The sequence below is a fragment of the Pseudomonas sp. 1L-B-1-E-C1 genome (assembly GCF_057291835.1).
Genome location: NZ_JBXAWN010000001.1, coordinates 337,542 through 364,037, shown reverse-complemented (window position 1 = coordinate 364,037; position 26,496 = coordinate 337,542). Strand labels below are relative to the sequence as shown.

The following is a 26,496-nucleotide window of genomic DNA, read 5'->3' as shown; positions in this document are numbered from 1 at the left end:
CCGGCCCCTTTTTTTGCACGTTCATTAGGCATGGCCGGCAATAACCGATAGTCTCTGGCGACACTTTCGCGAGGCGCCGGCCATGCCCCAGACAGATTTTTCCTCCGACCTCGAAGCCATCGGCAGCATTGACGCCGTGCCGGTGATCCTGAGCATGGTCAAGCACATGACCGGCATGCGCTTCGCCGCCGTAGCGCGGGTCACCGAGAGCAAGTGGATCGCTTGCGCCGTAGATGACTCAATCGATTTCGGCCTTTTGCCCGGCGGCGAACTGGTGCTCGAATCGACGATTTGTCATGAAATCCGCCAGCATCATCAGCCGGTGATCTTCGGCCACGCCAGCCAGCACCCGCTGTTCTCCACGCATCACACGCCGAAAACCTACGGGCTGGAAAGCTACATCTCGATTCCGATCATCAAGGCCGATGGTGAATTCTTCGGCACGCTGTGCGCCATCGATTCGGTGCCGGCGAATCTCGATGACTCGGCCATTGAAAAGACCCTCACCCTTTTCGCCCAGTTGATCGCCATGAGCCTGGATACCCAAGGTCATCTGCAGGCAACCAGAACAGCGCTGGCCGATGCCAACGAAATGGGCCGTCTGCGCGAGCAATTCATTGCGGTGCTGGGGCACGATTTGCGCACGCCGCTGAGCGCCATCCGCATGAGCGCCGACCTGCTCGAAAGCAAAGCCGAGGACAAGCGCTCGCGCACGCTACTGTCGGCGATCCGCACCAGCTCGGTACGCATGGGCGTGTTGATCGAAAACATCCTTGACTTCGCCCGCGGCCGACTCGGCAGCGGAATTCCGGTGCAGCGCAAACTGGTGGACGACTTGCAGCAAACGCTGCGCCAGACCCTGGACGAAATCAAGGTGGCGTACCCGCAGGCGCAGTTCATTGATGTGCTGGAGGTGCCGACCGGCGTGTATTGCGACCCGCTGCGCATCAGCCAGCTGTTGTCGAATCTGCTGGGTAACGCCGTGACCCATGGCTCGACGGAAGAGCCGATCGTGCTCAAGGCGTTTGCCGAGGGCGACGAGATGGTCATTTCGCTGACTAACCAGGGCGCGCCGATTCCGCCCGCGCTGATGCCGCTGCTGTTCGAACCGTTCTCGCGTTCCGAAGCGGGTCAGCGCAATGAAGGTCTGGGATTGGGCCTGTACATTGCCGGGCAAATTGCCAATGCGCACAACGGCACGCTGAGCGTGACCTCCGACAGCGAAGCAGGCACCTGTTTCGTGGCGCGCTTCCCTGCCCGCTTCAAGTGGGTCTGAGCGCGGCTCTAAGTGTTCAATGGTGTCTGCGGCGTGTCCGGGTTGAGCTGACGCCGACGAAACTGCCCCGGCGGCTGGCCATGAATCTGGCGAAAGCGTCGGGAAAAATAGGCCTCGTCGGCAAACCCGCACAAGCGCGCCACCTCGCCCACCGAGCGCGTGCTGTTGAGCAGAAAGTTGCGTGCGGCGTGCATGCGCCGCTCCAGCACCAGCTCGGTGAACGTCTTGCCGATCTCCTTGCGCAGCCAGTGCGTCAGGTAGGTCGGTGACAGATAGGTCGCGGCGGCAACCTTGATCAGATTGAGATCAGGATCGGCGATGTTCTTGCGCAAGTACTCGAACATGCGGCTCAAGGCGTCGCGACGACTGTTCTCGGCGGCATTCTCTTCCGCCAGACGCTTGAGCGGTTCGGCATAGAGAAAACACACGCTGCCAATCATCTGCAGCAACAGCCCCTTGAGCATTTCCCGTGTGCCGAACTGACGGTTCTCATCCAGTGCGCGCATCTGCTCGATCAAGCCACAGACCTGAGCAAACTCCTCATCGCCCAGAATGAAATCCAGATGCTCCTGAAAGCGGAACGGCGACAGCTCCGGCGCCAGCAGGATCGACACTTCTTCCAGATCCATCGGGTCGCATTGCAGATGTGGCAAGAGGAATGTCTGGGAAAAATTGATGACGATGAAATTGCTGTCCTCGGGATGCGGAATCACATGCACGCGATGGGGCAGGATGAACGCCAGGGTGTTGCGCGGGAACGGTCGCTGCACGCTGCCGATGTGCTGCACGGTGTCGCCACCGAGGTTGATCTGAATCTGGAAGTACTCATGCCGGTGAGGCGCGGTTTCGGCGCGCCGACCCTTTTTGTCGCGAATGTAGAAATCGGTCAATTCGCTGCGTTGCTGCATAACGTAGGTCGGAATACGGCTGGGTGAAGACATGGGCGGGTGGTCCTCCGGGCGGTGAGCTGGCGCCTGTCATCTTGCAGGGTTGGGCGGTGGGCGGCAATGAGTCATACGATGACATGGGATTTTTTGAAAGAAGCCTCGTGGTGCGCATGTCCAAAAACCGCATTGCCATCGAAATACAGATAACCGTTATTTATCGGGCACTTAAGATAACTACATGATGGTTATTATCACGACAAATCGTATTTATCTTTTTGGACAGGTTCGCCCAATTCACTTTTTTGAAGAAAAAACGTTCTAACCCGCCGGTTGATTTAGAACCGTTGTACGACCACTGTGATGACAACGCAGCCCAACCTCTATCAAAAACAATCAAAGGTGCGCACGTCATGATCCTGCTATTCCCCCTCGCCGCCCCGCCCGACCTCCCCTTGAAGTCAATCGCACAAAGACGTTGCTGAACGTCTGAAACCCGCGCTGCAACCCGCTCGATTGCCTTGCCCCACACCTGCGGGCAACGGCATCGGCTGCTCGAAAAATCTCGACTCTTCTAACAATAACGAGGTCACCGCATGTCCAACTCCCATTCTTCCAGTGCCACGGTGCCGCCGGTGATTGCCGACGCACGCGATGCCGTTTCGGCGCAGCGCCTGCCTACGCGGCGGCGCTGGTTCATGCTGTCGTTGCTGCTGATTGCGACGATCATCAACTACATCGACCGGGTGAACATCTCGATCGCCGCGCCGTTCATGGCCAAGGATCTGGGCCTGGACAAGATCGAGATGGGCCTGATCTTTTCCGCCTTCGCCTGGACCTATGCGCTGGCACTGGTGCCGGCCGGGTTCATCGCCGACCGGTTTGGCTCGCGCTTCACCTACGGCGTATCGCTGATCAGTTGGTCGACCGTCACCGTTTGCCAAGGCTTCGCCACCGGTTTCGCTTCGTTGTTCGGCCTGCGCCTGGCGGTCGGCGCCATGGAAGCTCCGGCCTTTCCGGCCAATAGCCGCGCGGTGACGGTGTGGTTCCCGGCGCGGGAACGCGGCTTGGCCAGCAGCATTTACGTGTGCGGCCAGTACCTCGGCACGGCGTTGTTCACCGGCGCGCTGCTGTGGCTGGCGACCACCTTCGACTGGCGCCACGTGTTCTACAGCACCGGCGCACTTGGCATTGTCTTCGGTGTGCTGTGGCTGTACCTGTATCGCGATCCGCTGAACTGCAAAAAAGTCAGCCAGGAAGAATTGAAGTACATCGAAACCGGCGGCGGGCTGGTCAAGAGCAGCCAGGAACGCACCCGTTTCAACTGGCGGCAGATTGCCGAGCTGTTCAGCTATCGGCAGATCTGGGCGATCTGCATCGGCAAATTCGCCAGCACCTCGGCGCTGTACTTCTTCCTCACCTGGTTCCCGACTTACCTGATCGAAGAACGCAAACTGACCATGATCAAGGCCGGGATCTTCGCCGTGCTGCCCTTCGTCGGTGCGACGGTGGGGATTCTGCTGGCCGGCATCGTTTCCGACCTGCTGATCCGTCGCGGCTACTCGATGTCGTTTGCGCGCAAGTTGCCGTTGGTGGTCGGCTCGATGCTGGGCATGTCGATCGTGCTGGTGAATTTCACCGACTCCAACCTGATTTGCATCGCCGTGCTGACCATCGCCTTCTTCGCCCAAGGCATCGCGTCCTCGTCATGGGCGGCGGTCTCGGAAGTAGCGCCGAAAGAGCTGATCGGCCTCACTGGCGGCATCACCAGCCTGGCGGCGAACATCGGTGGCATCGTCACGCCGATCGTAATCGGCGCCATCGTCCACGCCACTGGCACCTTCGCCTATGCCTTCTGGTTCATCGGCGGCGTGGCGCTGATCGGCACCCTCTCCTATTCGTTGCTGCTCGGGCGCCTTTATCGCATCGAACTGAAGGTGCGCTGAGCGGAAAAAACCGGATTTGTCCAAACGCAGGCGGCTTTCGTCCAACTTCACCGACGCGAGCCGCCGTACGCTGCCCTTTCAAAAAGGATGACCCGCAGGATGAACATGACTGAATACGTCTTTACCCCGGATCTGCCCGTAACCCTGCCGGTGCTCGGCAGCGAGCAGCGCTTCCCCGTCGGCCGGGTGTTCTGTGTCGGCCGCAACTACCCATGGCCGGACACTCAAGGCCAGTCGCGCCAGCCACCAGTGTTCTTCATGAAACCGGCGAGCTGCGTGGTCGATGCCGTCGGCGACGTCGCCTTTCCTTCGGTGTGCGAGGACTTCGTTCATGAAATCGAACTGGTTGTGGCCATCGGCGAAGGCGGCGCCAATATCCCTGAAGATCAGGCTCTGGCCTACGTCTGGGGCTACGCCGCCGGCCTCGACCTGACCCGCCGCGATGTGCAGCGCGCGGCCAAGAGCAACGGCTTGCCGTGGGAAGGCGCCAAGGTGTTCGACGGCGCCGCGCCGATGACTGCCGTCGTCCCGGTGAGCCGCTCCGGCCATCCCGAGGGCGAGTTGTGGCTGAACGTCAACGGCGAAGAACGCCAGCGTGACAACCTCGACAGCCAGATCTGGTCGGTCAGCGAAGTGATCGCCCGCATCTCGCAATCCGTGGCCCTGCGCGCCGGCGACCTGATCATGACCGGCAGCCCCGCCGGCGTCGACAGCCTGCAACCCGGCGACGTGATCAGCGCTGGCATCGACGGCATCGGTCAATTGGAAATGCGCGTCGGCCCACGGCCCTGATCCGTCGGATTCTGAATAAAGGAGAACAACAATATGACCACCCCTTTGAAAGTCGCACTGGTCACCGGCGCCGGCAGTGGTATCGGCCGCGCCGTGGCGCTGGGCCTGATGGCCGATGGATTCACTCTCGTGCTCGCCGGCCGCCGGCCCGAGCCGTTGCAAGCGCTGGTCGAACTGGCGCAGAGCCAAGGTCATCAAGCCCTGGCGGTACCCACCGACGTGCGTGATCCGGCCAGTGTCGACGTGCTGTTCGCGACCATTGCCGAGGTTTACGGCCGCCTCGATGTGGTCTTCAACAACGCCGGGGTCAATGCCCCCGCCGTGCCGCTGGATGAACTGACGTTCGAGCAATGGCGCAACGTGATCGACACCAACCTCAACGGCGTCTTCCTCTGCGCCCGTGGCGCGTTCGGACTGATGCGCAAACAACAGCCGCAGGGCGGTCGGATCATCAACAACGGTTCGATTTCCGCACACACACCGCGCCCGTTCAGCAGCGCCTACACCGCGAGCAAACACGCCGTGCTCGGCCTGACCAAATCCCTGGCACTGGACGGCCGCGAATTCAACATCGCCTGCAGCCAGATCGACATCGGCAATGCGCTCACGGAAATGTCGGTGCGCATGACCAAAGGTGTACGCCAGGCCAACGGCAGCATCGCCGTTGAGCCAATGGTCGACGTCAAACACGTCGCCGACGCGGTGCGCTACATCGCCGGCCTGCCGCTGTCGGCCAACGTCCTGAACATGACCGTCATGGCCAGCGCCATGCCGTTTGCCGGCCGCGGTTGAGCCGGCCTTTTTATTGCGTAACGAGGTAGCCATGAAGCCAGAAATCCTGCAACTGAGCCCGATCCTGATCCCGCAAATCAACGCGCGTCTGGACGAAGTGTTCACCGTACGCCGCTACTTCCAGCAAGCGGACAAACCCGCCTACCTGAAGGAACACGGCGCCAACATCCGCGGCGTCATCACCGGCGGCCACACCGGCATCAGCCAGGCGCTGATGGCGCAATTGCCGAACCTGGAAGTGGTCGCGGTGAACGGCGTTGGCACCGACGCCGTCGACCTCGCCTACGCCCGCGACCGCGGCATCCGCGTCACCGCCACCATCGGCGCCCTCACCGAAGACGTCGCCGACCTCGCCATCGGCCTGCTCATCTCGGTCTGCCGCGGCCTGTGCACCAGCGACCGCTACGTACGCTCCGGCCAATGGCCGCAAAGCCCAACCCCCCTCGCACCCCTGCCCCTGGCCCGACAAGTATCCGGCATGCGCATCGGCATCGTCGGCATGGGCCGCGTCGGCCGCGCCATCGCCACCCGCGCCGCCGCCTTCGGCTGCCCGATCAGCTACACCGACCTGCAACCGATGGGCGACGTCCCCCACACCTTCATCGCCGACCTCAAACAACTGGCCCGCGACAGCGACGCCCTGATCCTCGCCGCTGCGGCGGACAAGGGCGAAGCGATTATCGATGCGCAAGTGTTGCAGGCATTGGGCAAGGATGGCTATCTGGTCAATGTGGCGCGGGGCAAACTGGTGAACGAAGTGGATCTGGTGGCCGCGTTGTCTGCGGGGGATATTGCTGGCGCCGCGCTGGATGTTTTTGTTGATGAACCGAATGTGCCGGAAGCGTTGTTTGGCAGCGAGCAGGTGGTGCTGCAACCGCATCGGGCGAGTGCAACATTGCAGACGCGTACGCGGATGGGGGAAATGGTGGTGGCGAGCTTGCTTGATAGCTTCGCAGGGAAAGTGCCGGCTGGGTGTGTGACTGGGTAAAGCCGCAAACGGAGCGCTACCGCCTTCGCGAGCAGGCTCACTCCCACAGGTTTCGCGGCGTGATCAGGAATCCGCCAACACCCAAAGTCCAATGTAGGAGTGAGCCTGCTCGCGAAAGCGTCAGGTCAGTCGGCAATAAGTTGGCTGATATGCCGCTATCGCGAGCAGGCTCACTCCTACAGTTTTGATCGAGTGAATTCGGTGAAAACCAGGCCGGCTGCCAGGCCGCCTTCGCGAGCAAGCTCGCTCCCACAGGTTCGCGGCGTGATCAGGAATCCGCCAACACCCAAAATCCAATGTAGGAGTGAGCCTGCTCGCGATGGCGGCGGGTCAGGCAGCGATGAGTTGTCTGATACACCGCCATCGCGAGCAGGCTCGCTCCTACAGTTTTGATCGAGTGAATTCGGTAAAAACCAGGTCGGCTGTCAGGCCGCCTTCGGAGCACGCTTGCTCTCACAGAAAAGCAAAAGCAAAGGCCAGATCAAAAGATCGCAGCCTTCGGCAGCTCCTACAGTTGGATCGCGCTCCACTCAAAAACAGGTCGGCTGTCAGGCCGCCTTCGCGAGCAGGCTCGCTCCCACAGAAAAGCAAAATCAAACCAGGCAGGCCGCCCCGCCACCCAATACGATGAGCGTTAGCTCGAGTTCCGATTTTGATCCTGGAGCCCGTCGGCAGGCTGAGCGAAGGGATTGATCCGGGCGTGGGAGCGCAGCGACCGTACGACGCAGTCGTACACAGCGGAAGGAGGTGCAGCGAAGCAAACCGGAGCCGCTGCGCCAGGATCGATCCCGCAGCGAAGGAACCCCGAGCCTAAGCGAGCGGGCCGAACGTCAGGGCACAGACCTTTGGTTACTTTGGGGCGTTTGCCAAAGTGACCCGCTGTAAGAGCGGAACCGCCACCCGCAACACCCAAAAAACGGATATACACCCAACCCCCCAAAGCATGGTCGGCCCAAAGGCCGCCAAGCCAAAAAAAAACCCCACAACCGGAAAACCAGTGTGGGGCGAAAAAATTGGTTGGTTGCGGCCAACCAAAGGAGCTCTGTAAAAAACCACCCAAGCGCTCAGATCAAATGCAATCCTGAGCCGCCCGCTCAAAACTCGAAGGCAACAAATTCGACGCCAGCAAATGCCGCTCATAAATGAACACCTTGCCACCCTTCCCCGCCTTGTACGCCTCCAGCACGTTATCCGCCGACACCTTGCTGGGCACCACAATCCGATAACTGCGCTGACTTTGCGAAACCGTCGGATTCAACGCACTGCCCTGCAACTTCGGCACCACACACTCAGCGTACTGCGCAGGCGTCTTGCTGGTCTGCAACGTCAGGGTCGGATCGTTCGGCGCCGAAGCACAACCAGCGAGCAACAAGGAAGCCAAAGCCATGACAGGCACGAATAAAGGACGCATCGGGGTAATCCTGAAAATAAAGGTTCGGTTCAACCGGCAGCGGCTCGACTTCACGGCATCGCCGCTGCCATTAAATTTTTGAGAATCAGCTCGACGCCACCAGCGCCTTGAGCGACACATCGAATTGCTTCAGCGCGTTGAGTTGCAGGTCACGCTGCTGATTGATCTGTGCGGCGATTTGCGGCGCCGCCTGGTTGTGCACCCAGACCGAAGGCAGCTCTCGCTCGATCGCCCCTTCCGCCTTGCCGATGTACTGCAGATCGGCGTCGTAGAACCGCGCAGAGAAGCGCGCCTCGACCAGACTGTTGCGCTGGGTCAGCAAACGATTGAAGGTGTCGAGCTTGACCACCACGTCCGGATGGGCCTGAACCAGCTCATCGAGATTGTCGTAAACAGTCACCGAGACGAACTGCTGCTGCAGCGAACTCACCAGCCAGTCGAGGGCCAGTTCCGGGTCGGAGCTGCCGACAAAGGCATCACGGATTCGCGAGTCGAGTGCGTCTTTCGCGCCGTTCAGCGCCATGTCGTGGTAACGCTCCAGGTATTGCAGGTTCTGCAAGGTGTTCTCACTCAACAACACACCTACGGTCTGCGTGTGCTGCAACGCCGAGGCGCTGGCGGCGATGGGTTGCAGGTGACACGACCGGGCGTCGTCTGCGTAAGCCGGTGCGGTAGCCAACCCGCCCATCAGCAGGGCGATCATTGCCAGTCGAGTCAGAATGTTCATCGCGCAATTTCCTTGAGCTGCGTCTTCGATGGAGGCGATTTTCCGCCGATCGCCGGCAAAGCAGAACTTGCGTTTCTTGATGGTCACTATTACTTCCAGCAATAGTTGCGTGTCGCGCAGACTGATGCACACTGGATACATCCAAGAAAAATGATGAGGGTCTCGCCTTGAGAACGTTTGATCTGATCCGTGACGCCGTGCTGCCTGAATATCGCGAGCGCGTGGCGGAATACCTGGTCCAGTACGAAACCGTGCTGCTGGACAAAAACACCGACGATGCGCGATTGATCCGCGACACCGCCCAGCAACTGCGCGGTTACCTGCGCGGGCTCAACACCACGCGGGTGCTGGGCATGGCCTATTGGGAAGAACTCGATCGCCGCGTGATAGACACCTGGCTAAGCCCGCAAGCGTGAATGCTGGAGCGCCAGTGGTCTGCCCGGCAACGCGCCCCCTGCGAAAAACCTGACCAAACGCTTACAATCGCAGGCCTATTGCCATACAGACAGGCCTGCCCGGAAATGCCGCTCGACCCGCCAACGATGCTGACCATCACGATCGCCCTCGCAGCCGCTGCCGCGCTGTACCTGGCGGTCGAGTGGCGCAGCATCCGTGAGCCTTCGCTACTGTTCTGGAGCGCCGGTTTCGCCACCATCACCATCGGTTCCACCCTCGCCCTGCTGCGCAGCAGCGGTTTTCTGCTGCTGGGCATCTGGTTCGCCAACGGCCTGCTGGTGACCGCACACTTCTTTTTCCTGCTCGGCGTCGCGCGTTTCACCCAGACTCGACTGTCGCCTGCGTGGTACCTGATTTTCGCGACGTGGCTGATCATGCTGTTCTTGCCGGACGGGCCGCTGTGGTCCAAAGCCATGCTGGTGGCCAACTCGCTGCTGGTGGCGATTCCCACACTCAAGGCCAGTTCGCTGCTGCGTCCGCACGGCAAATCATTGAGCGTCGGCGCGGTGCAATTGCGTTATGTGCTGCTCGGCCACGGCATCTTTTATGTGGCCAAGGCCCTGACCGTAGTGATCCCCGGCACGCTGATCGATCTGGCGGCGTTTCGCGGCGAGATCATCCAGATATCGCTGATCGAGGGGGCGATGGCGATCATGTTGATCGCTCTGTCGATGACTGGCACTGAGCGCTATCGCCGGGAAAAGCAGATCGCCCGCCTCGCCGAGCGCGATCCGCTCACCGCCCTCTACAACCGCCGCGCCCTGGAAAAACGCACGCCACGCCTGCTGGCCGGGGTTTGCCCGCAACGCCCGGGTGCGCTGCTGTTGATCGATATCGACAACTTCAAACTGGTCAACGATCAGTACGGGCACATCGCCGGCGACCGCCTGCTGATTGCCTTGAGCGAGATGATCCGCGCCCAGCTACCGGCGAATGCGCTGACTGCGCGCTTGGGCGGCGATGAATTTCTGATGCTGCTCAACAACGCCTCAGCCGAAGCTATTCTTGAACTGGGCAACGCCTTGCGTGAACAGTTTCTGGCCATGGCGTCGCACACCTATCCCACGTCCGCTGCGGTGACCCTGAGCATCGGCGCTACCCTGTTCGACCAACCGCCGACCAGTCTGGCAGCGCTGATCGAACTTGGCGATGCCGCGCTCTACGAGTCCAAACGCGGCGGCCGCAACCGCTTGCGCCTGTCCGGCCTCGCCACTCCAGGATGAAACCCGCCATGTCCAGCCACGACACCCCGCTGCAAGACCTCGCCGCCCCCGAAGGCGTTTGTTACGGCTGCGGCGGCCGCAACCCGCACGGACTGCACGTCAAAAGTCGCTGGGACGAAGACGGCCGCCATGTGATCGCCGAACACTTGCCCGAAGATCAATACTGCGGTTGGCCGGATCTGGTTTACGGCGGACTGATCGCCATGCTGGTCGACTGTCACTCGAACTGGACCGCCATGGCCTGGCACTACCGTGCGGAAAACCGTGAAGCCGGCAGCCTGCCGCGCATCGACTGCGTCACGGGCAACCTCGGGATCAAGTTCATCAAGCCCACACCGATGGGCGTACCGCTGCTCTTGCGCGCGCGGGTTGAAGGTGAGGTCGGGCGCAAGACCCGGGTGATTTGCGAGGTGTATGCGGGGGAAGTGCTGACGGCGGTGGGCGATTCGGTGTTTGTGCGGGTGGATACAGGGCAGTTGGCGGATGCGGCGCATGGCCGCAAAAGCCCCTCACCCTAGCCCTCTCCCGGAGGGAGAGGGGACTGACCAAGTTGTACATGCGAAGTACGCCGACCTGAGATACCGAGTCGAATGCAGGTTTTGAACACCACACAAATCGGCCCCCTCTCCCTCGGGAGAGGGCTGGGGTGAGGGGCTGCGGTTTATGCCACGCAGCCTCATCCAAGCCGAAAGTGAAACATCAAAGCCAGCCCTTCAAAGCCCCAAAGCCGCCACACCCGCCCGCGCCGTATGCAGCTTTTTATAGCTCTCGATCAAGCGCAAATGCCGATCCAGCCCTTCCAGCTTCATGCTCGTCGGCGTCAAGCCGTAAAAGCGCACACTGCCATTGACCGAACCAATCGCCGCATCCATGCGCTCGTCGCCAAACATCCGACGGAAGTTGGCCTCGTAGTCTTCCAGCTCGAGATCCTCGTCCAGTTCCATCTCCAGCACCACATTCACAGCCTGATAAAACAAGCCGCGCTCAACGGTGTTGTCGTTGTATTGCAGGAACGCCTCCACCAGGTCCTTGGCCTCGTCAAACTTTTGCAGCGCGAGGTAGATCAGCAAGCGCAGTTCCAGAATCGTCAGCTTGCCCCAAGGCGTGTTGTCGTCGAACTCGATGCCGATCAGCGTGGTGATATCGGTGTAGTCGTCCTGCTCGCTGCGTTCCAGGCCCTGGACCAGATTGCGCAGGCCGACCTTGCTGAGGTTGTGCAAATTGAGGATGTCTGCGCGAAATTGCAGGGCTTTGTTGGTGTTGTCCCAGATCAGGTCTTCGATCGGGTAGATCTCCGAATAATCCGGCACGAGGATGCGGCAGGCCTTGGCGCCGATATGCTCGTAGACCGCCATGTAGACTTCCTTGCCCATGTCTTCGAGGATGCCGAACAGCGTCGCGGCTTCTTCGGCGTTGGAGTTTTCGCCCTGGCCGGAGAAGTCCCACTCGACAAATTCGAAGTCTGGTTTGGCACTGAAGAAGCGCCACGACACCACACCACTGGAGTCGATGAAGTGCTCGACGAAGTTGTTCGGCTCGGTGACCGCCTGGCCGGAGAATGTGGGCTGCGGCAAGTCATTGAGACCTTCAAAACTGCGGCCCTGCAGCAGTTCGGTCAGGCTGCGTTCCAGCGCGACTTCCAGGCTCGGGTGCGCGCCGAACGAGGCGAAGACGCCGCCGGTGCGCGGGTTCATCAGGGTCACGCACATCACCGGGAATTCCCCGCCCAGCGAGGCATCCTTGACCAGCACCGGGAAGCCCTGCTCTTCCAGGCCTTTGATGCCGGCGAGGATGCTCGGGTATTTCTCCAGCACCTCCTGCGGCACATCCGGCAGGGCCATTTCGCCTTCGAGGATTTCGCGTTTGACCGCCCGCTCGAAAATTTCCGACAGGCACTGTACCTGCGCTTCGGCCAAGGTGTTGCCGGCGCTCATGCCGTTGCTCAGGTAGAGGTTTTCAATCAGGTTGGACGGGAAGTACACCACTTCACCGTCCGACTGGCGCACGAACGGCAGCGAGCAGATGCCGCGCTGGGTGTTGCCGGAATTGGTGTCGTACAGGTGCGAGCCGCGCAACTCACCGTCGCGGTTGTAAATGCCGAGGGTGTAGTCATCGAGGATTTCGCTTGGCAACTCGTCTTTCGGACCCGGTTTGAACCATTTCTCGTCCGGGTAATGGACGAATTCGGCATTGGCGATGTCTTCGCCCCAGAACTGGTCGTTGTAGAAAAAGTTGCAGTTCAGGCGCTCGATGAACTCGCCCAGCGCCGAAGCCAGTGCGCCTTCCTTGGTCGCGCCCTTGCCGTTGGTGAAGCACATCGGCGAATGCGCATCGCGGATATGCAGCGACCAGACGTTGGGCACGATGTTGCGCCAGGAGGCGATTTCGATCTTCATGCCGAGGTCGGCAAGGATCTTCGACATGTTGGCGATGGTCTGTTCCAGCGGCAAGTCCTTGCCGGCAATGTAGGTGCCCGCCTGGGAATCGGACTGCGGCATCAACAAGGCCTGGGCATCGGCGTCGAGGTTGTCGACTTCTTCGATGATGAATTCGGGGCCGGTCTGCACCACTTTCTTTACCGTGCAGCGGTCGATGGAACGCAGGATGCCCTGGCGATCCTTGTCAGAGATGTCAGCGGGCAATTCCACCTGAATCTTGAAGATCTGGTTGTAGCGGTTTTCCGGGTCGACGATGTTGTTCTGCGACAGGCGAATGTTCTCTGTCGGGATATTGCGCGTGTCGCAGTACAGCTTGACGAAGTAAGCCGCGCACAAGGCCGACGACGCCAGGAAGTAGTCGAACGGCCCCGGTGCCGAGCCATCGCCTTTGTAGCGGATGGGCTGATCGGCGATCACCGTGAAGTCGTCGAACTTGGCTTCAAGTCGAAGGTTGTCGAGAAAGTTGACCTTGATTTCCATGCGGGATTACCAGAATACGGCTAAACGAATGGCGGCCATTATCCGGTTTTTGTGCGGGAAGTCTCGCCCTTTCGGGATCCGCCGCTGGCCGGCCATGCTGGAAATCCCGTGGGATTCGCTACACTTTGGACAAATCAGGCGATGTCATAGAACAACAATCTGAACATTGTGCCCGCGCCATTGTTCTAGATTCACAAGACACCGGATCAAGGACGAGCACATGGCCGTTACTCTTGCTGCGCAGCCGATCCCTACCCCGCAACGCGCCGTAACCCGGCGCCTGGCGATCGCGGTTGGGGCGTTGTTCGTTGCTGGCGTCATAGCCGCGATCAGCACATTGCTAGGCATCGCCAATACCCTGGATGCCAAAGATCTGGAACAGAACCAGTTCTACTCCGTGCGCGCCGTGGAAAACCGCATCACCGCTTCGAAAAACTACATCACCAGTTACGCCTACTGGACCCGCGCCTATGAGGCCTTGAGCGGGCCGATCGACACCGATTGGGCGTACGCCGAGCAGAACATGGGCAAGACCCTGTTCACCAGCGATGGCTACGACGGCGTGTTCGTCCTCGATCGCCAGCGCACCAAGTACGCGGTGATTCGCGGGCAGATGGTCGAGACCGATGTGTCCACGGTGCTGCAAGCGCCCGCCTCGGCGCTGGTCGAGCAGGTGCTGAGCCAGCCTGATCTGACCAAGCCGATCAGCAGCTATTCATTGTTCGAAGGCTGGCCGGCGCTGATCACCGCTGCGGCGATCATTCCCAACGACGAGCGCCCGCTGGATGAACTGCGAAACACCTCGGTGCTGGTGTTCGTCGACAAGCTGACGCCGACCAAACTGCGCAAGATCGGCAGCGGTTATGGCCTGACCAATTTGACCCTCGCCCCGGACGAAACGATTGAATCCGGTCAGCCGCGTGTGCCACTCGACAGCACCGGCTACAGCCTGGTCGCCGACCTGCAGCGACCCGGCCAGCAACTGTTGTGGTCGCTGGTGCCACCGCTCGGCGCAACGTTCCTGGTCCTGATGCTGCTGACCGCCTATTTCTTTCGCCACGCCTTGCGCTCGTCGCAATACGTCGACAACAGCATCCATGCGATGCAGGCGTCGAATCAGGCACTCGAAACGGCCAACCATGCACTCGAAGCCAGTGAAGAACGCTTTCGCGCCGTGGCCGAGGCGGCATCGGACTGGATCTGGGAGGTCGATGGGCAGTTGGCGCTGACCTATCTGTCGGCGCGGTTCAGCGAAGTCACCGGCTACCCACAGGCCTTCTGGCTGGGGCAGGAAATTGGTGAGCTCCTAACCTGCGATACCACGCCGCTGGAACTGTGGCTGCGCAAACTGAGCGACGAAAACAGCGCCGGCGACCTGCGCTGCACCTACCGCGATGAATCCGGGCAGCCGCGTCATTGTCGCCTGTCCGCACGACCGATTTTCGACAAGGAAAACGTCGTCGGCTATCGCGGTACCGCCAGCGACATCACCGACGAGGTCGCCGCTCATGCGCAAATCCAGCACCTGTCGATGCACGACGCCCTGACCGGTCTGCCCAACCGCAACAAGCTGGCGCGCTATCTGGATGAAGTGCTGCTGTTGAAAGAACATGCGCCGCCACTGTCGCTGCTGATGATCGATCTGGACAACTTCAAACCGATCAACGATTCCCTCGGTCACCCGGCCGGTGACGCGGTGCTGCAAGAAGTCGCCACACGTCTGCGCGAATGCACTCGCGAAAACGACATCGTCGCCCGGCTGGGCGGTGATGAATTCGTCGTGGTGCTCAACGGCATGGACAGCCATCACGAGATCGACAAGTTCTGCACTCGCCTGATCGGCAGCCTGCATCAACCGATCAATTACGAGCAGCATCCTCTGCACATCGGCGCCAGCATCGGCATCGCTCTGAGCCGTCGTCACGGCTTCGTCGCCAGCGACCTGATTCGCTATGCCGACATCGCGCTGTATCAGGCCAAGTCCGACGGCAAGAACACCTGGTGCTATTTCGAAGCGCACATGAGCGACCAGATCCAGACGCGTCGGCAAATGGAAGATGACCTGCGCCGTGCGCTCAAGCACAACGAGTTCGTCCTGCACTATCAGCCACGCTACAAGGTCGATGGCAAGCACATCGTCTCGGTGGAAGCGCTGGTGCGCTGGCAGCATCCGACCCAGGGCTTGCTCGGTCCAGACGTGTTCATTCCGCTGGCCGAGCAGACCGACCTGATCGTGCCGCTGGGGCGCTGGGTACTGCGCGAAGCCTGCGAAACCGCTCTGGACTGGCCGTCTGACATTCTGTTGTCGGTCAACCTCTCGCCTGCACAGTTTGCCCTCAGCGATGTGGTCGAGGATGTTCGCGAAGTGCTGGTGGAAACGCGTTTCCCGGCGAGCCGCCTGGAACTGGAAATCACCGAGAACGTGATGCTCAACGATACCGATGGAGCGCTGACCACCATGAACCAGCTCAAGGAACTCGGCGTGCGCCTGAACATGGACGACTTCGGTACCGGCTATTCGTCGCTCGGTTATCTGCGCGCCTACCCATTCGACGGGATCAAGATCGACAAACGTTTTATCGCCTCGATCAGCAGCGGCACCAATGATCGCGCCGTGGTGCAGGCGATCATTGGCCTGGGCAAGGCCATGGGTTTGACGGTGACGGCCGAAGGCGTCGAGACCGAGGAGCAACTGGCGATTCTCGGCAAGGATCAATGCAACGAAGTGCAGGGCTATTTCATGAGTCGGCCGATCGACAAGGCGGCTTTTGCCGACCTGCTGCGGGCTTCGAGGCTGTCGCCGGTCAGCAAAAAGGGCCGGGTTACCTGAAGCTCAGCCGTCGTTGGCAACGCGCACCTTGCCGCTGAACACGCGGAAACCGAAGGTGTTGTAGGCCAGGGTGATCGGTATGAGCACGGCGAAACCGGACAGCATGAAGATCTGGCTGTTCGGACTGGAGGCGGCGTCGCTCAGGGTCAGATCCGGCGGAATGATGAAGGGATACAGAGCGACCAGCATCACTGCGAAGGCCAGGACGAAGACGCCCAGTGCGGCGAACAGCGGCACGCAATCGAAGCGGCTGCGCAAACCATTGATGAACACCATCGCTAAAGCGCTGATGACCATCCCCGCTGGCAGCCACAGCCAGATACTGGCAAGCCGCAGGGCGTATTGCGGCTGCAACGTTGCCGTCCAACCGATCAGCACCATCAGTAACGCCACGACGACCAGCCCCAGCACGCGGGCCTGACGCGCCGAGCGTCGTTGCAGTTCATCCACGGTGCGCCAGTACAACCAGCACGTCCCCAGGCAGAGATAACCCAGCACCAGCACCAGACCGCAAAACACCGGAAACGGGTTCAGCCAGTCGCGGCCATCGCCAATGTACTGACCGCCCTGATGCGCAACGCCCTGCACGAGGGTGCCAAGCACCATGCCCTGGACAAATCCGGTCAGCAACGAAGCCAGCGCCAGTACGCCGTCGACGATTCTTTTGCGCCGTTCGTTCGCTGCGTAGTCGCGGAACTCCAACGCCATCGCGCGTGCAATCAAGGCGAGAAACATCACGATAAAAGGCACATACAGCGCCGGCAGCAGAACCGCGTACGCCAGCGGAAACAACGCCAGCAGCCCGCCGCCGCCAAGCACCAGCCAGGTTTCGTTGGCATCCCACACCGGCAGAATCGTCACCGCCATGGCCCGGCGCTGCTGGCTGCAACGCGTCAGGCCCATCAGCATGCCGACGCCCAGATCGGTGCCGTCGAGCAAGACATAGTTCATCACCGAGAATGCCAGCGCGGCGGCGCACAACAGCGTCAGCCAGTCCGTGTCCATGTCTGCGACTCCTCAGTGCCCAGTTTCGTCGGCAAGGGTTGGCTGCGGACCCGGTTGATCCTGCTGCGGCGGCTCGCGCAACAGGCGCAGCAACACCCACAGGCCGATACCGAAGATCAACAGGTAAAACAGCAGAATCAGCCACGTCGACCCGACGACTTGCGCCCTGGACACTGACGACAGACTGTCGGCCGTACGCATCAGTCCATAGACCGTAAACGGCTGTCGCCCCACTTCAGTAACCACCCAGCCACTGAGCATGGCCAGAAACCCGGCCGGCGCCAGCAGCACGCAGGCGTCCAGCCACCGGCGCGCCGTGTACAGGCGATGGCGCCGGCGCAGGATCAGGCTGACCACGCCCTGCCCGAGCATCAACAGGCCCAGCCCGACCATCAGCCGAAACGCGAAAAATACCGGCGCCACGGGGGGAATGTCCTCGACCGGGAATTCATCAAGCGCGGCGATGGTGCTGGTCAAGTCGTGATGCAGATACAAGGAACCGATGCGTGGAATTGCCACTTCCCAATGATTGCGCCGCTCGTCCATATCCGGCCAGGCGAGCAGCCGAAGTGGCTCGCCTGCGCCCTGCTCCGGGCGTGTCCAAGAGCCTTCGATGGCCGCCACTTTCTGTGGCTGAGCGTGGAGACTGTGCCGACCGTGCAGATCACCGACGACAAGCTGCACCGGCATCAGCACGGTAACCACCCACAGCGCCATGGAGAATTGCAGCCGAGCGCGCGGATTTTCTGACGCTTTGCGCAACTGCGAGGCGCTGATGCCGGCAACCAGCGTTGCACTGCCGATGAATACGGCGAGCAGCATGTGGGCCAGGCGATAGGGAAACGAGGGATTGAAGATGATCGCCCACCAATCCTCGGCGAGGAAACGGCCGTCGGCGCCAATCGCATAGCCGGCGGGTGTCTGCATCCAGGAGTTGGCGGAAAGAATCCAGAACGCGCTGATCAGCGAGCCCACCGCGACCGCGCAGGTGGCAAAAAAGTGCAGACGCGGGCCGACCTTCTTCAGGCCGAACAGCATGATGCCGAGAAATCCGGCTTCGATGAAAAACGCCGCCATCACCTCATAGAACATCAGCGGGCCGAGGATATCGCCGGCCTGGACTGACAGCCGTGACCAATTGAGGCCGAACTGATACTCCAGAATCAGTCCCGAGGCTGTGCCTACCGCGACGTTGAGGGCAAACACTTTGAGCCAGTAACGGTAGACATCCAGATAAACCTGGCGCCCGGTTTTCAACCATAACGCTTCCAGCACCATGAGGAAATTCGCCAGACCGATGCTGAACGCCGCCAGCACGATGTGGAAGCTGATCGTGATTGCGAACTGGGCGCGGGCCGCCATCAGGGCCGAATCAATGGACTCCATGCAGGCATTCAGCCGCTGTAAAATACCGCAAGCTTGTTGCCCTCGGGGTCGCGCAAATAGGCCACGTAAAAGTCTGGCGTGTAGGCCTCGCGGGTGCCTGGCGGGCCTTCGTCGGTACCGCCATTGCCCAGCCCGGCCCTGTGCACCTCATCGACCTTGTGCCGCGAATCGGCGCGAAACGCCGGCATCATGCCGTTGCCGGGCGTTGCTGACTCGCCATTGAAGGGTTTGGAAATGTGGACGCTGCCGGGACCGTTGGATTTATCCATGCAATCAGGCAGGTAAAAGCAGTAATGCTCTTCGCGATCATGCCGGTAGCCGAGGGGCGACAGGATCGCCTTGTAAAAGGCTGCCGAACGCTCCACGTCATTGGCACCGATAAACAGATAACTGAGCATGTGACGTCCTCCAATGGTCGTGGTCAGCCTTGCGGCTGCTCCTCGCTGGCGGTGAATACGTTACCGGCTTTGCGCACCAGCTCACGCCATTCGGCGCTGGTGATCAGGCCTTGCTCTTCCATTTCATCGGCGGCCTTGAGCAGTTCGTCATATTGCTGATCCAGGTCCAGATCGGCCTCGTTTTGCTCCGCCAGTTTGCGCCAGGCCGCCAGTGATGCCTTTTTTTGTTGATCGAACATACGGGTATCTCCTGAGGGACATACCCGATAGAAAAATCAGTGCGACAGAGGTTCAGGACAGTCGACGGATGGACGCGTCGTGAGCGGATTCACCGGCACTGTGCCCGGCTCTCTGGCTTCAAGGCCTAGACGTGCTCTTCAACACGCTCGGTGCGCCCGGCAAATTCCGCCCATTGCACTGCATCCGCGCAGCAAAAGGCATGACGACCATTGATTTCCAGCGCCGAGGTGAAGAAAAACTGCCCGACCGTGAGCTCGCCCACGGCGTAAATCTGCCGGGCGCCACTGATACGGCCGATCAGTCGGTAGTTGTCCGGATCGACGCAAATCCCGCCCATCGGATGGGGCATCGCCGCACCGCTACCGATCAGTGACGTCAACAGGGGTGAATCGAGCCTGTGCGCATCCCGGGCAAAGCCCGTGGCGTGGATGATCCGGTCATAGGCATACGCCCGGTCCGCGCCACGCAGGATCAGCTCCTGCGACTCAAGCGGTTCGGACAGCGTGAACGCGCCGCTGACGAATTCGAGCTGGCCGCTGCGCAGGTACGTCAGGATCTTGCGCGCATTTTCCGTCGGGATGGAGACCCGATACGCCATGAAAAAGCTGAAATACTCGCTCATGAAGCGGGCCTGCGCAGCGTTATCCAGCGCCTGCCACAGATGCTCGACAAAACCGTTGGTAGCGTAGAGAACTGCCTGCCACAGCCGTGGCGCCTGCGAAACCTGAAGCTCGTGCTCGATGAAACTGACGATATCCGTCGGCGGTGCGGGCAAGGGAATCACAGCGTTGCTCGACGCCGGGTCATGGGCCGCCAGCTCCTTGCGAAACAGCGCGACCAGATCACTGATCTGCAACGGCCCGTGTTGCGCAACCAGGGCGCGCACGCCTTCGCGGGTCAGGTGCTTGAGCTCGACGCGCTCCTGAGTGCCTCGCACAACGGGAAAATAGCCACTGCGCGAATGCATGCGAATGGGGCCGAGGTGGCCGCCTTCAATCAGCGCGATCACCGTGTCGATGGCGCTCAGGCGTGCGCCAATCACCGCGACGCGCTCGTCGGCGGCAATGGTTTCGAGCAACCGCGATACAGGATAAGGGCTGGTCAGTACGCGCTCGTCCTGGTGCGCCGGATCGATTTTACTGCCCAGCGGGCCGCAGAACAGAAATACCTTTTGTGCGGGGATACTCACACCACAACGGGTGCGCACGGTTTCGCTATCGTCAACCAGGTCGATGGTGCACACCTCGGCATTGATCAGCACGATCTGGCAGCCCAGCGAGGCACCACGCAAAACGATTTTGCGTATCTGGTCTTTCAGGTACAGGCCAAACAACGCGCGTGGCGCAAAGCTGTCGGCCAGTGGCTCGAATCGGGCAAATGCCGGGCGCCAGGCGGCGGGATGTTCCTGCAGCCATTGCTGGAAATGCCCCGGCAGATGCGGATACGGCGAGATGTACGCGGTTTTGGTATTGAGAATATTGCTCGCCAGATCCGCCTCGTAAGCGGCGCCATGGCCGAACGCTTCGCGTTTTTCGAACAGATACACCGTGCCTGCTGGCGCGCTGCCCTCGGCCACGCGATCGAGATGACGCTGCAGGAAGGCGATAGCCGTCGCGCCGCAGCCGACGATTGCAAAAGCATGCTTCATCAAGATATTTCCTTTATCTGGAACCGCGTCCTTACCTTGCAGCCAGGCGCTTCACGCAATGGCTGTCAGGCATTCTTTAAGGCGCAACGCCCCGGTTCTTACCTGCTCGGCCTCGCCGGAGTACGACAGGCGCACATGCCCCGGTGCACCAAAGAAACTGCCGGGAATCAGCGCCACGTCGTACTCCTCAAGCAACAGCGCACAGAACGTTTCGTCATCGCTGATCAGCGTGCCGCGCAGCGACTTGCCCAGCGCATGGCGAATGTCCATGAACAGATAGAACGCTCCCGCCGGTACGCAAAAGCTCAGGTGTGGCGTGCCCTGCAATACCGCAAGCAGGGTCTTGCGTTGCTGCGCCAGCCGCTCTTTTGCCGCATGGGAAAAAGCCTGATCGCCGTTGAATGCCGCAGCAGCGGCGGCCGCCGGAATCGGTGGCAGGTTGGAAATCGAATTCGAGTTGAGGGTGGTCACGGCCGCCGCAACACGTTCATCAGCCGCCATCAACCCGACGCGCCAGCCGGGCATGCCATACATCTTCGAAACGCTGTCGATCTTGATGATCCGGTCCCTCAAGTCCGGAGCGACCGACAGCAGGCTAGGGCACGTCGGCATGTCATAGACGAAGCGCTGATACACATCGTCGGAGATGATCCAGACATCTTTCTGACGCAGCACCTGTGCCAGCGCCCCCAACTCCTCTGCCGTATACACAGCGCCGGTCGGGTTGCCCGGCGAGTTGAGCAATACCACGCGCACTGAGTCCGACAACGAGTTTTCAAGAGCTTGCGCGGTCATCTTGAAGCCGGTCAGCGCGGTGCAGGGCACATCGACCACACCGGCGCCGACCAGTTCGGCAATGTCGAAATAGGTCGGCCAGCAAGGGCTGGCGACGAGGATCTGGTCGCCGGGACAAATGATCGCGCGCAGCACGCTGAACAACAGATGCTTGGCACCGAGGCCGGCCACCAGATTCTGCTCTCGGTAGAAGTCGAAACCCTGCCGATGCAGATAGCCCTTGTACGCGGCGAGCAATGCCGCATCGCCCTGGCTGGAGCCGTAACCGCCGCTGTGTTCGCCGGCGGCTTTGACCGCTGCTTCGACGATATGCGCCGCCGGCAGAAAGCCCGGCACGCCGACGCCCAGATCGATGACCGGCCGGGACATCTCGCGGACTTTTTGCACCACGCCGAGGATCGGGCAAAACCGTGCGAATTCCAGATCTGGCGAAAGACCAGGCATGGACAGATCTCCTTGGGTCAGGCGGCGCATTCGGCGACACGGCCACGGGCCATGAGCACGGCCATGTGCGTGGCGGTCGCGGTAATGATGTCGAGGTTGCCGGCACTTGGGTCGAGGAAGTCCCCTGCCCCTTCGACCCGCACCATAGTGAACAGGCGCCCTTCGCTGTAATGCAGGTCAACGATCACTTCGTAACCCGGCACTGCCGATTGCACGTGGGCCACGGCGCGTTCGATTTCACGGCGGGTGGCGGGCAGATCGACGTGCTCGATCAATGCCGACACGGCGGTCTGCATGTAGACGTTGGGTTTGGCCGGGTTGATGTTGAGGATCGCTTTGACGTCAGCACACCCGGTGAAATGACTCAGAGCGTTTTCCGTGGTGGTGATGTAGTTGCTCAGATTCCGCCGCGTGGCAGGCCCGGCACTTTGGGCGCTGATCGAGGAGACCACCTCGATATAGCGCACCCCGGGATTGGCCCGGGCAATCGCGGCGGCGAGCGGAATCGAAGCCTGACCGCCGCAGGTGATCATGTTGATATTGTTGGCATCGGATAGCGCTACGCCATTGAGTGACGGCACGCAGAGTACGCCCAACGACGCCGGGGTCAGATTGATGATCGCTTTGCCGGCTTCGATCAGGCGCGGTGCATGGGCTTCATGATCGGCCGCAGAGGTGGCATCGAACACCACATCGAACTCGTTGATGCGGGCAAACAGTCCGTCGATGCCGTCAGCCGTGGTCGCCACGCCGCGTTCGCGGGCGAAGGCCAGGCCTGATGAACTCAACGAGCGACCGGCGACTACCGCGCAATCGAGTTCAGGATGGGCGAGCACCTTGCACAGAATGTCGCAGCCGATATTGCCGCTGCCAATGATGGCGGTTTTCAACGTCATTTCGAGCTCCAGAATCAAGCGACAACAGGTTGAGACAAGCGACTGGCCACCGAGATGATCAGGTCTTCCTGACCTGCCACGGCGTTGCAGCGGGCCAGCTCTTGATAAATTTTCCGGGGTTCGACGTGAAACTCGGCGGCGGCCCGTGCCACGTGCTTTTCGAAGCCACTGCATACACCGTAGAGGCCACTGATGAGGTTGGCAGTCTTGACCACGGTCGGCGTTTTCACCGGAGTGAACTCCGCCAGACTGTCCACCGCCCGGCACAGGTCGAAGACATTCACGCCCGTGTCGAACTGATAGCGTTCAAGCACTGCGCAGAGCACTTCCAGCTGAGTGTTGCCGGCACCGGCGCCGAAGCCGCGCATGCAGCCGTCAATGATGGTCGCGCCGGCCTGCGCTGCCGCCAGCGAGTTGGCAACGGCCAGTCCCAGATTGTTGTGGCCATGAAAGCCCACGGGAATGTCGAGTTCGCGCACCAGCAGAGCGATTTTCTCGCGGGTGCTGTCCGGGTCGAAATGACCGGCCGAGTCCATCAGCACCAGCGCATTGGCGCCGTAGCGTTGCTGCTTCGAGGCCTCTTCGAGCAGAGTCGACGCACTGGCCATGTGGCTCATCATCAACACGCCGTGAACGAACGCGCCTTTGCTGCGCGCATGCTCGATATAACTCTCGGTGACACTGGCTTCGGTGCAGTGCGAGGCGATGCGCAACACCTCGACACCGATGCTCAGCGCCGTGTCGATGTCGCTCAAGCGCGAGAACCCCGGAATCATGTGTACGCCCAGTCGGGTGTGGGTGAGGTTGGCTCGCGCGGTTTCCAGCATCTGCACGTCGCTGTAGCGTGCCAGCCCCAATTGCAGCGAGGATGCGCCGAGACCATTGCCGTGGCCGACTTCGACCACGTTCAGGCCACAGCCGTCGACTGCGCGGCAGTAGGCGGCGATGTCGTCCAGGCTCAACGAATGGGAGACCGCGTGATTTCCGTCGCGCAGCGTTGGGTCGTGAATGGCAATACTCATCGAGGTCAAATCCTTGGGTATTCGAAGGGTGGCAGCGATTACGGTTCGGTCTGGGGTTGCGGCTGAGGCAAAGGCGCGGGCTGTTCCTGGAACAGGCGCTTGGGCAGAAACACCGGTGAAATGTGGATGATCGACATCCGCACCACGTGGTTGAGCATCACGAACGCCGGGTCGAGCTTGAGCAGCAACGCGGCCGCGGTCATCACTTCGACGCCGCCCGGCACCCATGACATGAACAGCGTCAGAAACGGTTTGCCGGTCAGTTTGCTCATCACGAACGCCACCAGCAGCGTGGTGCAGAACGTCAGCGCAGTGACCACCAGGCCGGCGCGGATATAACGCACGACGTCTCTGAAAGTGATGTCCTTGAGGCGAATACCGATCAGCCCGCCCAGCAGGATCAACGCGACTATCGCGAACGGATCGGGCACATGCAGATTGGCTTCGGGGAAACCGACATTGACGGCGGCGGTGCACAGCAACCCGGTCAGCATGTACGGCGCCGGTACGTCGAAACGTTCCAGCAGATACCCGGCGAGCACCGCGGCAATGGCCGGCGCGATTACGCCGAGATAGTTGTCCAGCGTACCCAGCGTCGGTGCCACGCTGTCGGAGTGCCCACCGGCGATGATCGTGACCACGGCCAGCAGCGCGAGCAGCCGCACGATGTGTACGAAGGCGATGCGCCCTGATGCGGGCCCCTGCTCGCCCGACACCGTCATCACGGCCGCCATCGCGCCGGGAATTGAGCCCAGCAGACTTTCGATGTGGCCCCATTTTTCCATGCGCCGCAGCCAGTTGTAGCCGACGAATATCTGCGTGGTCATGCAGATGAGCAGACCAACCAGAATGCTGAAGTCGGTGAGCTCGCGCATCATCGAGGCGGTGACGATGGAGCCGACACTGATGCCCAGCAGCAATTGCACGGTGGCCACGAAGGGATACGGCATGCGCATGGGCACTCCCAGCTTGCTCAGCGCAGTCACCGCGCAGATCGCGCCGATCAGGTCGCCGAGCGGAAACCCGGTCAGGTAACCGAGCCAGGCCCCGAGGGCTGCCACCGGAATCGGAATGAGGCTTTCAACCAGCTTGTTCATGGGCTATCCACTTTTCTGAAGGCGTGAGCATCCCGTTCAGTGACGGAAGTCAGCTCGATTGATGTCGTCAGGACATGAGTAAGGCGCTAGGCAGCGGTCTCGATGGCCGCCCAGTCGCAACTGTCGTGGAACCAGCGCTCGACCGTGTGCAACAAGTCGCGCAACTCGGCCTCGTTCTGCCCCGCAACGATGGCGTTGAGAATTTCCGAGTTGGTGAATTTCATATTGCTGTAGGAGGTCATTTTTTCCGCCGAGATGCGGTATTCCAGAACGCCTTCGAGCGGGCATTCCCGGGCAACGTCGCGCAGCAGACCGACACGCGGTGGAATGCTGATATGCCCGACCATGCGCAGCGGCTCGGTCATCGGTTCAGGCCGGTAAGCCGGATCGTGGAGCGCGCGCAGGAAGCCCATGCGCGGATCGATGCCCCAGGCGTGGGTGATTTCCTGATTGAAAAACACCCCGCCCAGGCGCGAGGCGATTTCGCAGAGAACGATCTCGTCGTTCTCGTCAACGAACAGCTCAAGGTGAAACAGCATTGTCGGATCGGAAGGCAGTACCCGTTCAACCAGTGCCCGTGCGTATTCGACCAGACGATCGCGCATCGGGTTGTGTGCGTCGAGCATGTGCAAGTCATGGGATTTGCCGCCGAGGAAATCCAGCGCCGAGGTCATCACGCGCACCGGCGACACCAGAATCGGCCGCCCCTCGATGTACAGGCCATTGACGATGTAATGGCTGCCGCGCACATATTTTTCGATCATCAGGTTGTGGAACGTGGTCGATGTCTGGCCGAGCAGCCAGTCGCGCATTTGCGTCATGTCACGCAGCACTTCAACACCGTTCGAGCCACGTCCGTCGCGCGGTTTGATCACTACCGGAAACCCGTGCAGATCGCTGAAGCGTACCGCCTCGGTGGCGTTGCTGATGGTCGCCATTTCGGCGATGGCAAAGCCGCATTCGCGAGTGCGCTGTTTCATCAGAAACTTGTCCCGATAGAACATGGCGCGCTCTTCGGCACCGACGCTGATCCCGAGGCGGTCGTTGATGCGCGCCACGCGCAGCACGTCGATTTCCGCCAGCGCCACACACAGCGGTGCATGGAGTTCGCGGGCGATTTCATAGACGTCGACCTCGACCAGCGCGTTGTCATTGAAGTTGTCGAACAGCTGATAGCGCACTGCGTCACCCAGATGCGCCGCAATCTCTTGCGCGCGAGAGGCACAGCTCAACAGGACGCCTTCACGACCAAGCGCAGCCGACCAGTCTGCGGCACGGTGCTGGAGAATAATTTTCGGCGGGCAAAACACGATGAGCTGCAT

Annotated in this window: 23 protein-coding genes; 9 read left to right on the top strand and 14 right to left on the bottom strand. The window is 60.9% G+C overall.

The window, feature by feature from the left end:
• Positions 1-82 precede the first annotated feature (82 nt).
• Positions 83-1,276 (top strand): GAF domain-containing sensor histidine kinase, encoded by a 1,194-nt coding sequence (locus AC0Z4S_RS01500; protein WP_485621774.1) that lies wholly within the window; start codon positions 83-85, stop codon positions 1,274-1,276.
• Positions 1,277-1,284: 8 nt separating this feature from the next.
• Here AC0Z4S_RS01500 and AC0Z4S_RS01495 read toward each other — a convergent pair whose 3' ends face one another.
• On the bottom strand, positions 1,285-2,217 hold the full coding sequence (locus AC0Z4S_RS01495) for a helix-turn-helix transcriptional regulator (RefSeq protein ID WP_253501114.1): 933 nt from the start codon (positions 2,215-2,217) through the stop codon (positions 1,285-1,287).
• 539 nt (positions 2,218-2,756) lie between these two features.
• On the opposite strand from AC0Z4S_RS01495, the gene AC0Z4S_RS01490 reads away from it, so the two are divergent.
• From AC0Z4S_RS01490 to AC0Z4S_RS01475, 4 genes are all read left to right on the top strand, one after another.
• Positions 2,757-4,106 carry an MFS transporter gene (locus AC0Z4S_RS01490; protein ID WP_485621773.1) on the top strand — a complete coding sequence of 450 codons (1,350 nt, stop codon included), beginning with the start codon at positions 2,757-2,759 and terminating at the stop codon, positions 4,104-4,106.
• Between the two features lie 99 nt (positions 4,107-4,205).
• Positions 4,206-4,898: a fumarylacetoacetate hydrolase family protein gene (locus AC0Z4S_RS01485; RefSeq protein ID WP_485621772.1), complete on the top strand. Its 693-nt coding sequence runs from the start codon at positions 4,206-4,208 to the stop codon at positions 4,896-4,898.
• A gap of 33 nt (positions 4,899-4,931) precedes the next feature.
• Complete coding sequence (locus AC0Z4S_RS01480) at positions 4,932-5,690, top strand: SDR family oxidoreductase (protein ID WP_056785129.1); 759 nt, start codon at positions 4,932-4,934, stop codon at positions 5,688-5,690.
• Positions 5,691-5,721: 31 nt separating this feature from the next.
• Positions 5,722-6,678, top strand: coding sequence for a 2-hydroxyacid dehydrogenase (locus tag AC0Z4S_RS01475; protein WP_485621771.1), 957 nt, complete (start codon positions 5,722-5,724; stop codon positions 6,676-6,678).
• A gap of 1,069 nt (positions 6,679-7,747) precedes the next feature.
• On the opposite strand, the gene AC0Z4S_RS01470 is transcribed toward AC0Z4S_RS01475, so the two are convergent.
• Together AC0Z4S_RS01470 and AC0Z4S_RS01465 are read right to left on the bottom strand one after the other, a co-directional pair.
• Positions 7,748-8,089 carry a YajG family lipoprotein gene (locus AC0Z4S_RS01470; RefSeq protein ID WP_253501102.1) on the bottom strand — a complete coding sequence of 114 codons (342 nt, stop codon included), beginning with the start codon at positions 8,087-8,089 and terminating at the stop codon, positions 7,748-7,750.
• Between the two features lie 85 nt (positions 8,090-8,174).
• Entirely contained in the window at positions 8,175-8,816 is a 642-nt protein-coding gene (locus AC0Z4S_RS01465) for an ATPase (RefSeq protein ID WP_485621770.1), read from the bottom strand.
• A 167-nt stretch (positions 8,817-8,983) separates the two neighbouring features.
• Here AC0Z4S_RS01465 and AC0Z4S_RS01460 point away from each other — a divergent pair, with 167 nt between their 5' ends.
• The 3 genes from AC0Z4S_RS01460 (at position 8,984) to AC0Z4S_RS01450 (ending at position 11,013) form a co-directional block, all read left to right on the top strand.
• Complete coding sequence (locus AC0Z4S_RS01460) at positions 8,984-9,232, top strand: hypothetical protein (RefSeq protein ID WP_485621769.1); 249 nt, start codon at positions 8,984-8,986, stop codon at positions 9,230-9,232.
• Between the two features lie 105 nt (positions 9,233-9,337).
• Positions 9,338-10,495 (top strand): GGDEF domain-containing protein, encoded by a 1,158-nt coding sequence (locus tag AC0Z4S_RS01455; protein ID WP_485621768.1) that lies wholly within the window; start codon positions 9,338-9,340, stop codon positions 10,493-10,495.
• Between the two features lie 8 nt (positions 10,496-10,503).
• On the top strand, positions 10,504-11,013 hold the full coding sequence (locus AC0Z4S_RS01450; protein ID WP_485621767.1) for a PaaI family thioesterase: 510 nt from the start codon (positions 10,504-10,506) through the stop codon (positions 11,011-11,013).
• Between the two features lie 195 nt (positions 11,014-11,208).
• Here AC0Z4S_RS01450 and AC0Z4S_RS01445 read toward each other — a convergent pair whose 3' ends face one another.
• Positions 11,209-13,413, bottom strand: a complete 2,205-nt coding sequence (locus AC0Z4S_RS01445; protein ID WP_485621766.1) for an OsmC domain/YcaO domain-containing protein — start codon at positions 13,411-13,413, stop codon at positions 11,209-11,211.
• A gap of 220 nt (positions 13,414-13,633) precedes the next feature.
• Here AC0Z4S_RS01445 and AC0Z4S_RS01440 point away from each other — a divergent pair, with 220 nt between their 5' ends.
• Positions 13,634-16,243: a bifunctional diguanylate cyclase/phosphodiesterase gene (locus AC0Z4S_RS01440; protein WP_485621765.1), complete on the top strand. Its 2,610-nt coding sequence runs from the start codon at positions 13,634-13,636 to the stop codon at positions 16,241-16,243.
• A 3-nt stretch (positions 16,244-16,246) separates the two neighbouring features.
• Here the strand turns inward: AC0Z4S_RS01440 and cydB are convergent, their stop codons facing one another.
• From cydB to AC0Z4S_RS01390, 10 genes are all read right to left on the bottom strand, one after another.
• Positions 16,247-17,248 (bottom strand): cytochrome d ubiquinol oxidase subunit II, encoded by a 1,002-nt coding sequence (gene cydB, locus AC0Z4S_RS01435; protein WP_485621764.1) that lies wholly within the window; start codon positions 17,246-17,248, stop codon positions 16,247-16,249.
• Positions 17,249-17,260: 12 nt separating this feature from the next.
• The gene (locus AC0Z4S_RS01430; RefSeq protein ID WP_485621763.1) at positions 17,261-18,634 is read right to left on the bottom strand and encodes a cytochrome ubiquinol oxidase subunit I; all 1,374 of its coding nucleotides are present in this window, start codon (positions 18,632-18,634) and stop codon (positions 17,261-17,263) included.
• Between the two features lie 8 nt (positions 18,635-18,642).
• Entirely contained in the window at positions 18,643-19,032 is a 390-nt protein-coding gene (locus AC0Z4S_RS01425; protein ID WP_485621762.1) for a VOC family protein, read from the bottom strand.
• Positions 19,033-19,055: 23 nt separating this feature from the next.
• Positions 19,056-19,271 carry a hypothetical protein gene (locus AC0Z4S_RS01420; RefSeq protein WP_253501072.1) on the bottom strand — a complete coding sequence of 72 codons (216 nt, stop codon included), beginning with the start codon at positions 19,269-19,271 and terminating at the stop codon, positions 19,056-19,058.
• Positions 19,272-19,396: 125 nt separating this feature from the next.
• Positions 19,397-20,920 (bottom strand): FAD/NAD(P)-binding protein, encoded by a 1,524-nt coding sequence (locus AC0Z4S_RS01415; RefSeq protein WP_485621761.1) that lies wholly within the window; start codon positions 20,918-20,920, stop codon positions 19,397-19,399.
• 51 nt (positions 20,921-20,971) lie between these two features.
• Positions 20,972-22,159 (bottom strand): aminotransferase class I/II-fold pyridoxal phosphate-dependent enzyme, encoded by a 1,188-nt coding sequence (locus AC0Z4S_RS01410; protein WP_485621760.1) that lies wholly within the window; start codon positions 22,157-22,159, stop codon positions 20,972-20,974.
• Positions 22,160-22,176: 17 nt separating this feature from the next.
• Positions 22,177-23,055, bottom strand: a complete 879-nt coding sequence (locus AC0Z4S_RS01405) for an acetaldehyde dehydrogenase (acetylating) (RefSeq protein ID WP_485621759.1) — start codon at positions 23,053-23,055, stop codon at positions 22,177-22,179.
• Positions 23,056-23,069: 14 nt separating this feature from the next.
• Positions 23,070-24,077, bottom strand: coding sequence for a 4-hydroxy-2-oxovalerate aldolase (gene dmpG, locus AC0Z4S_RS01400; RefSeq protein ID WP_485621758.1), 1,008 nt, complete (start codon positions 24,075-24,077; stop codon positions 23,070-23,072).
• Between the two features lie 38 nt (positions 24,078-24,115).
• Positions 24,116-25,174 carry an AbrB family transcriptional regulator gene (locus tag AC0Z4S_RS01395; RefSeq protein WP_253501056.1) on the bottom strand — a complete coding sequence of 353 codons (1,059 nt, stop codon included), beginning with the start codon at positions 25,172-25,174 and terminating at the stop codon, positions 24,116-24,118.
• Positions 25,175-25,260: 86 nt separating this feature from the next.
• Complete coding sequence (locus AC0Z4S_RS01390) at positions 25,261-26,496, bottom strand: ATP-grasp domain-containing protein (protein WP_485621757.1); 1,236 nt, start codon at positions 26,494-26,496, stop codon at positions 25,261-25,263.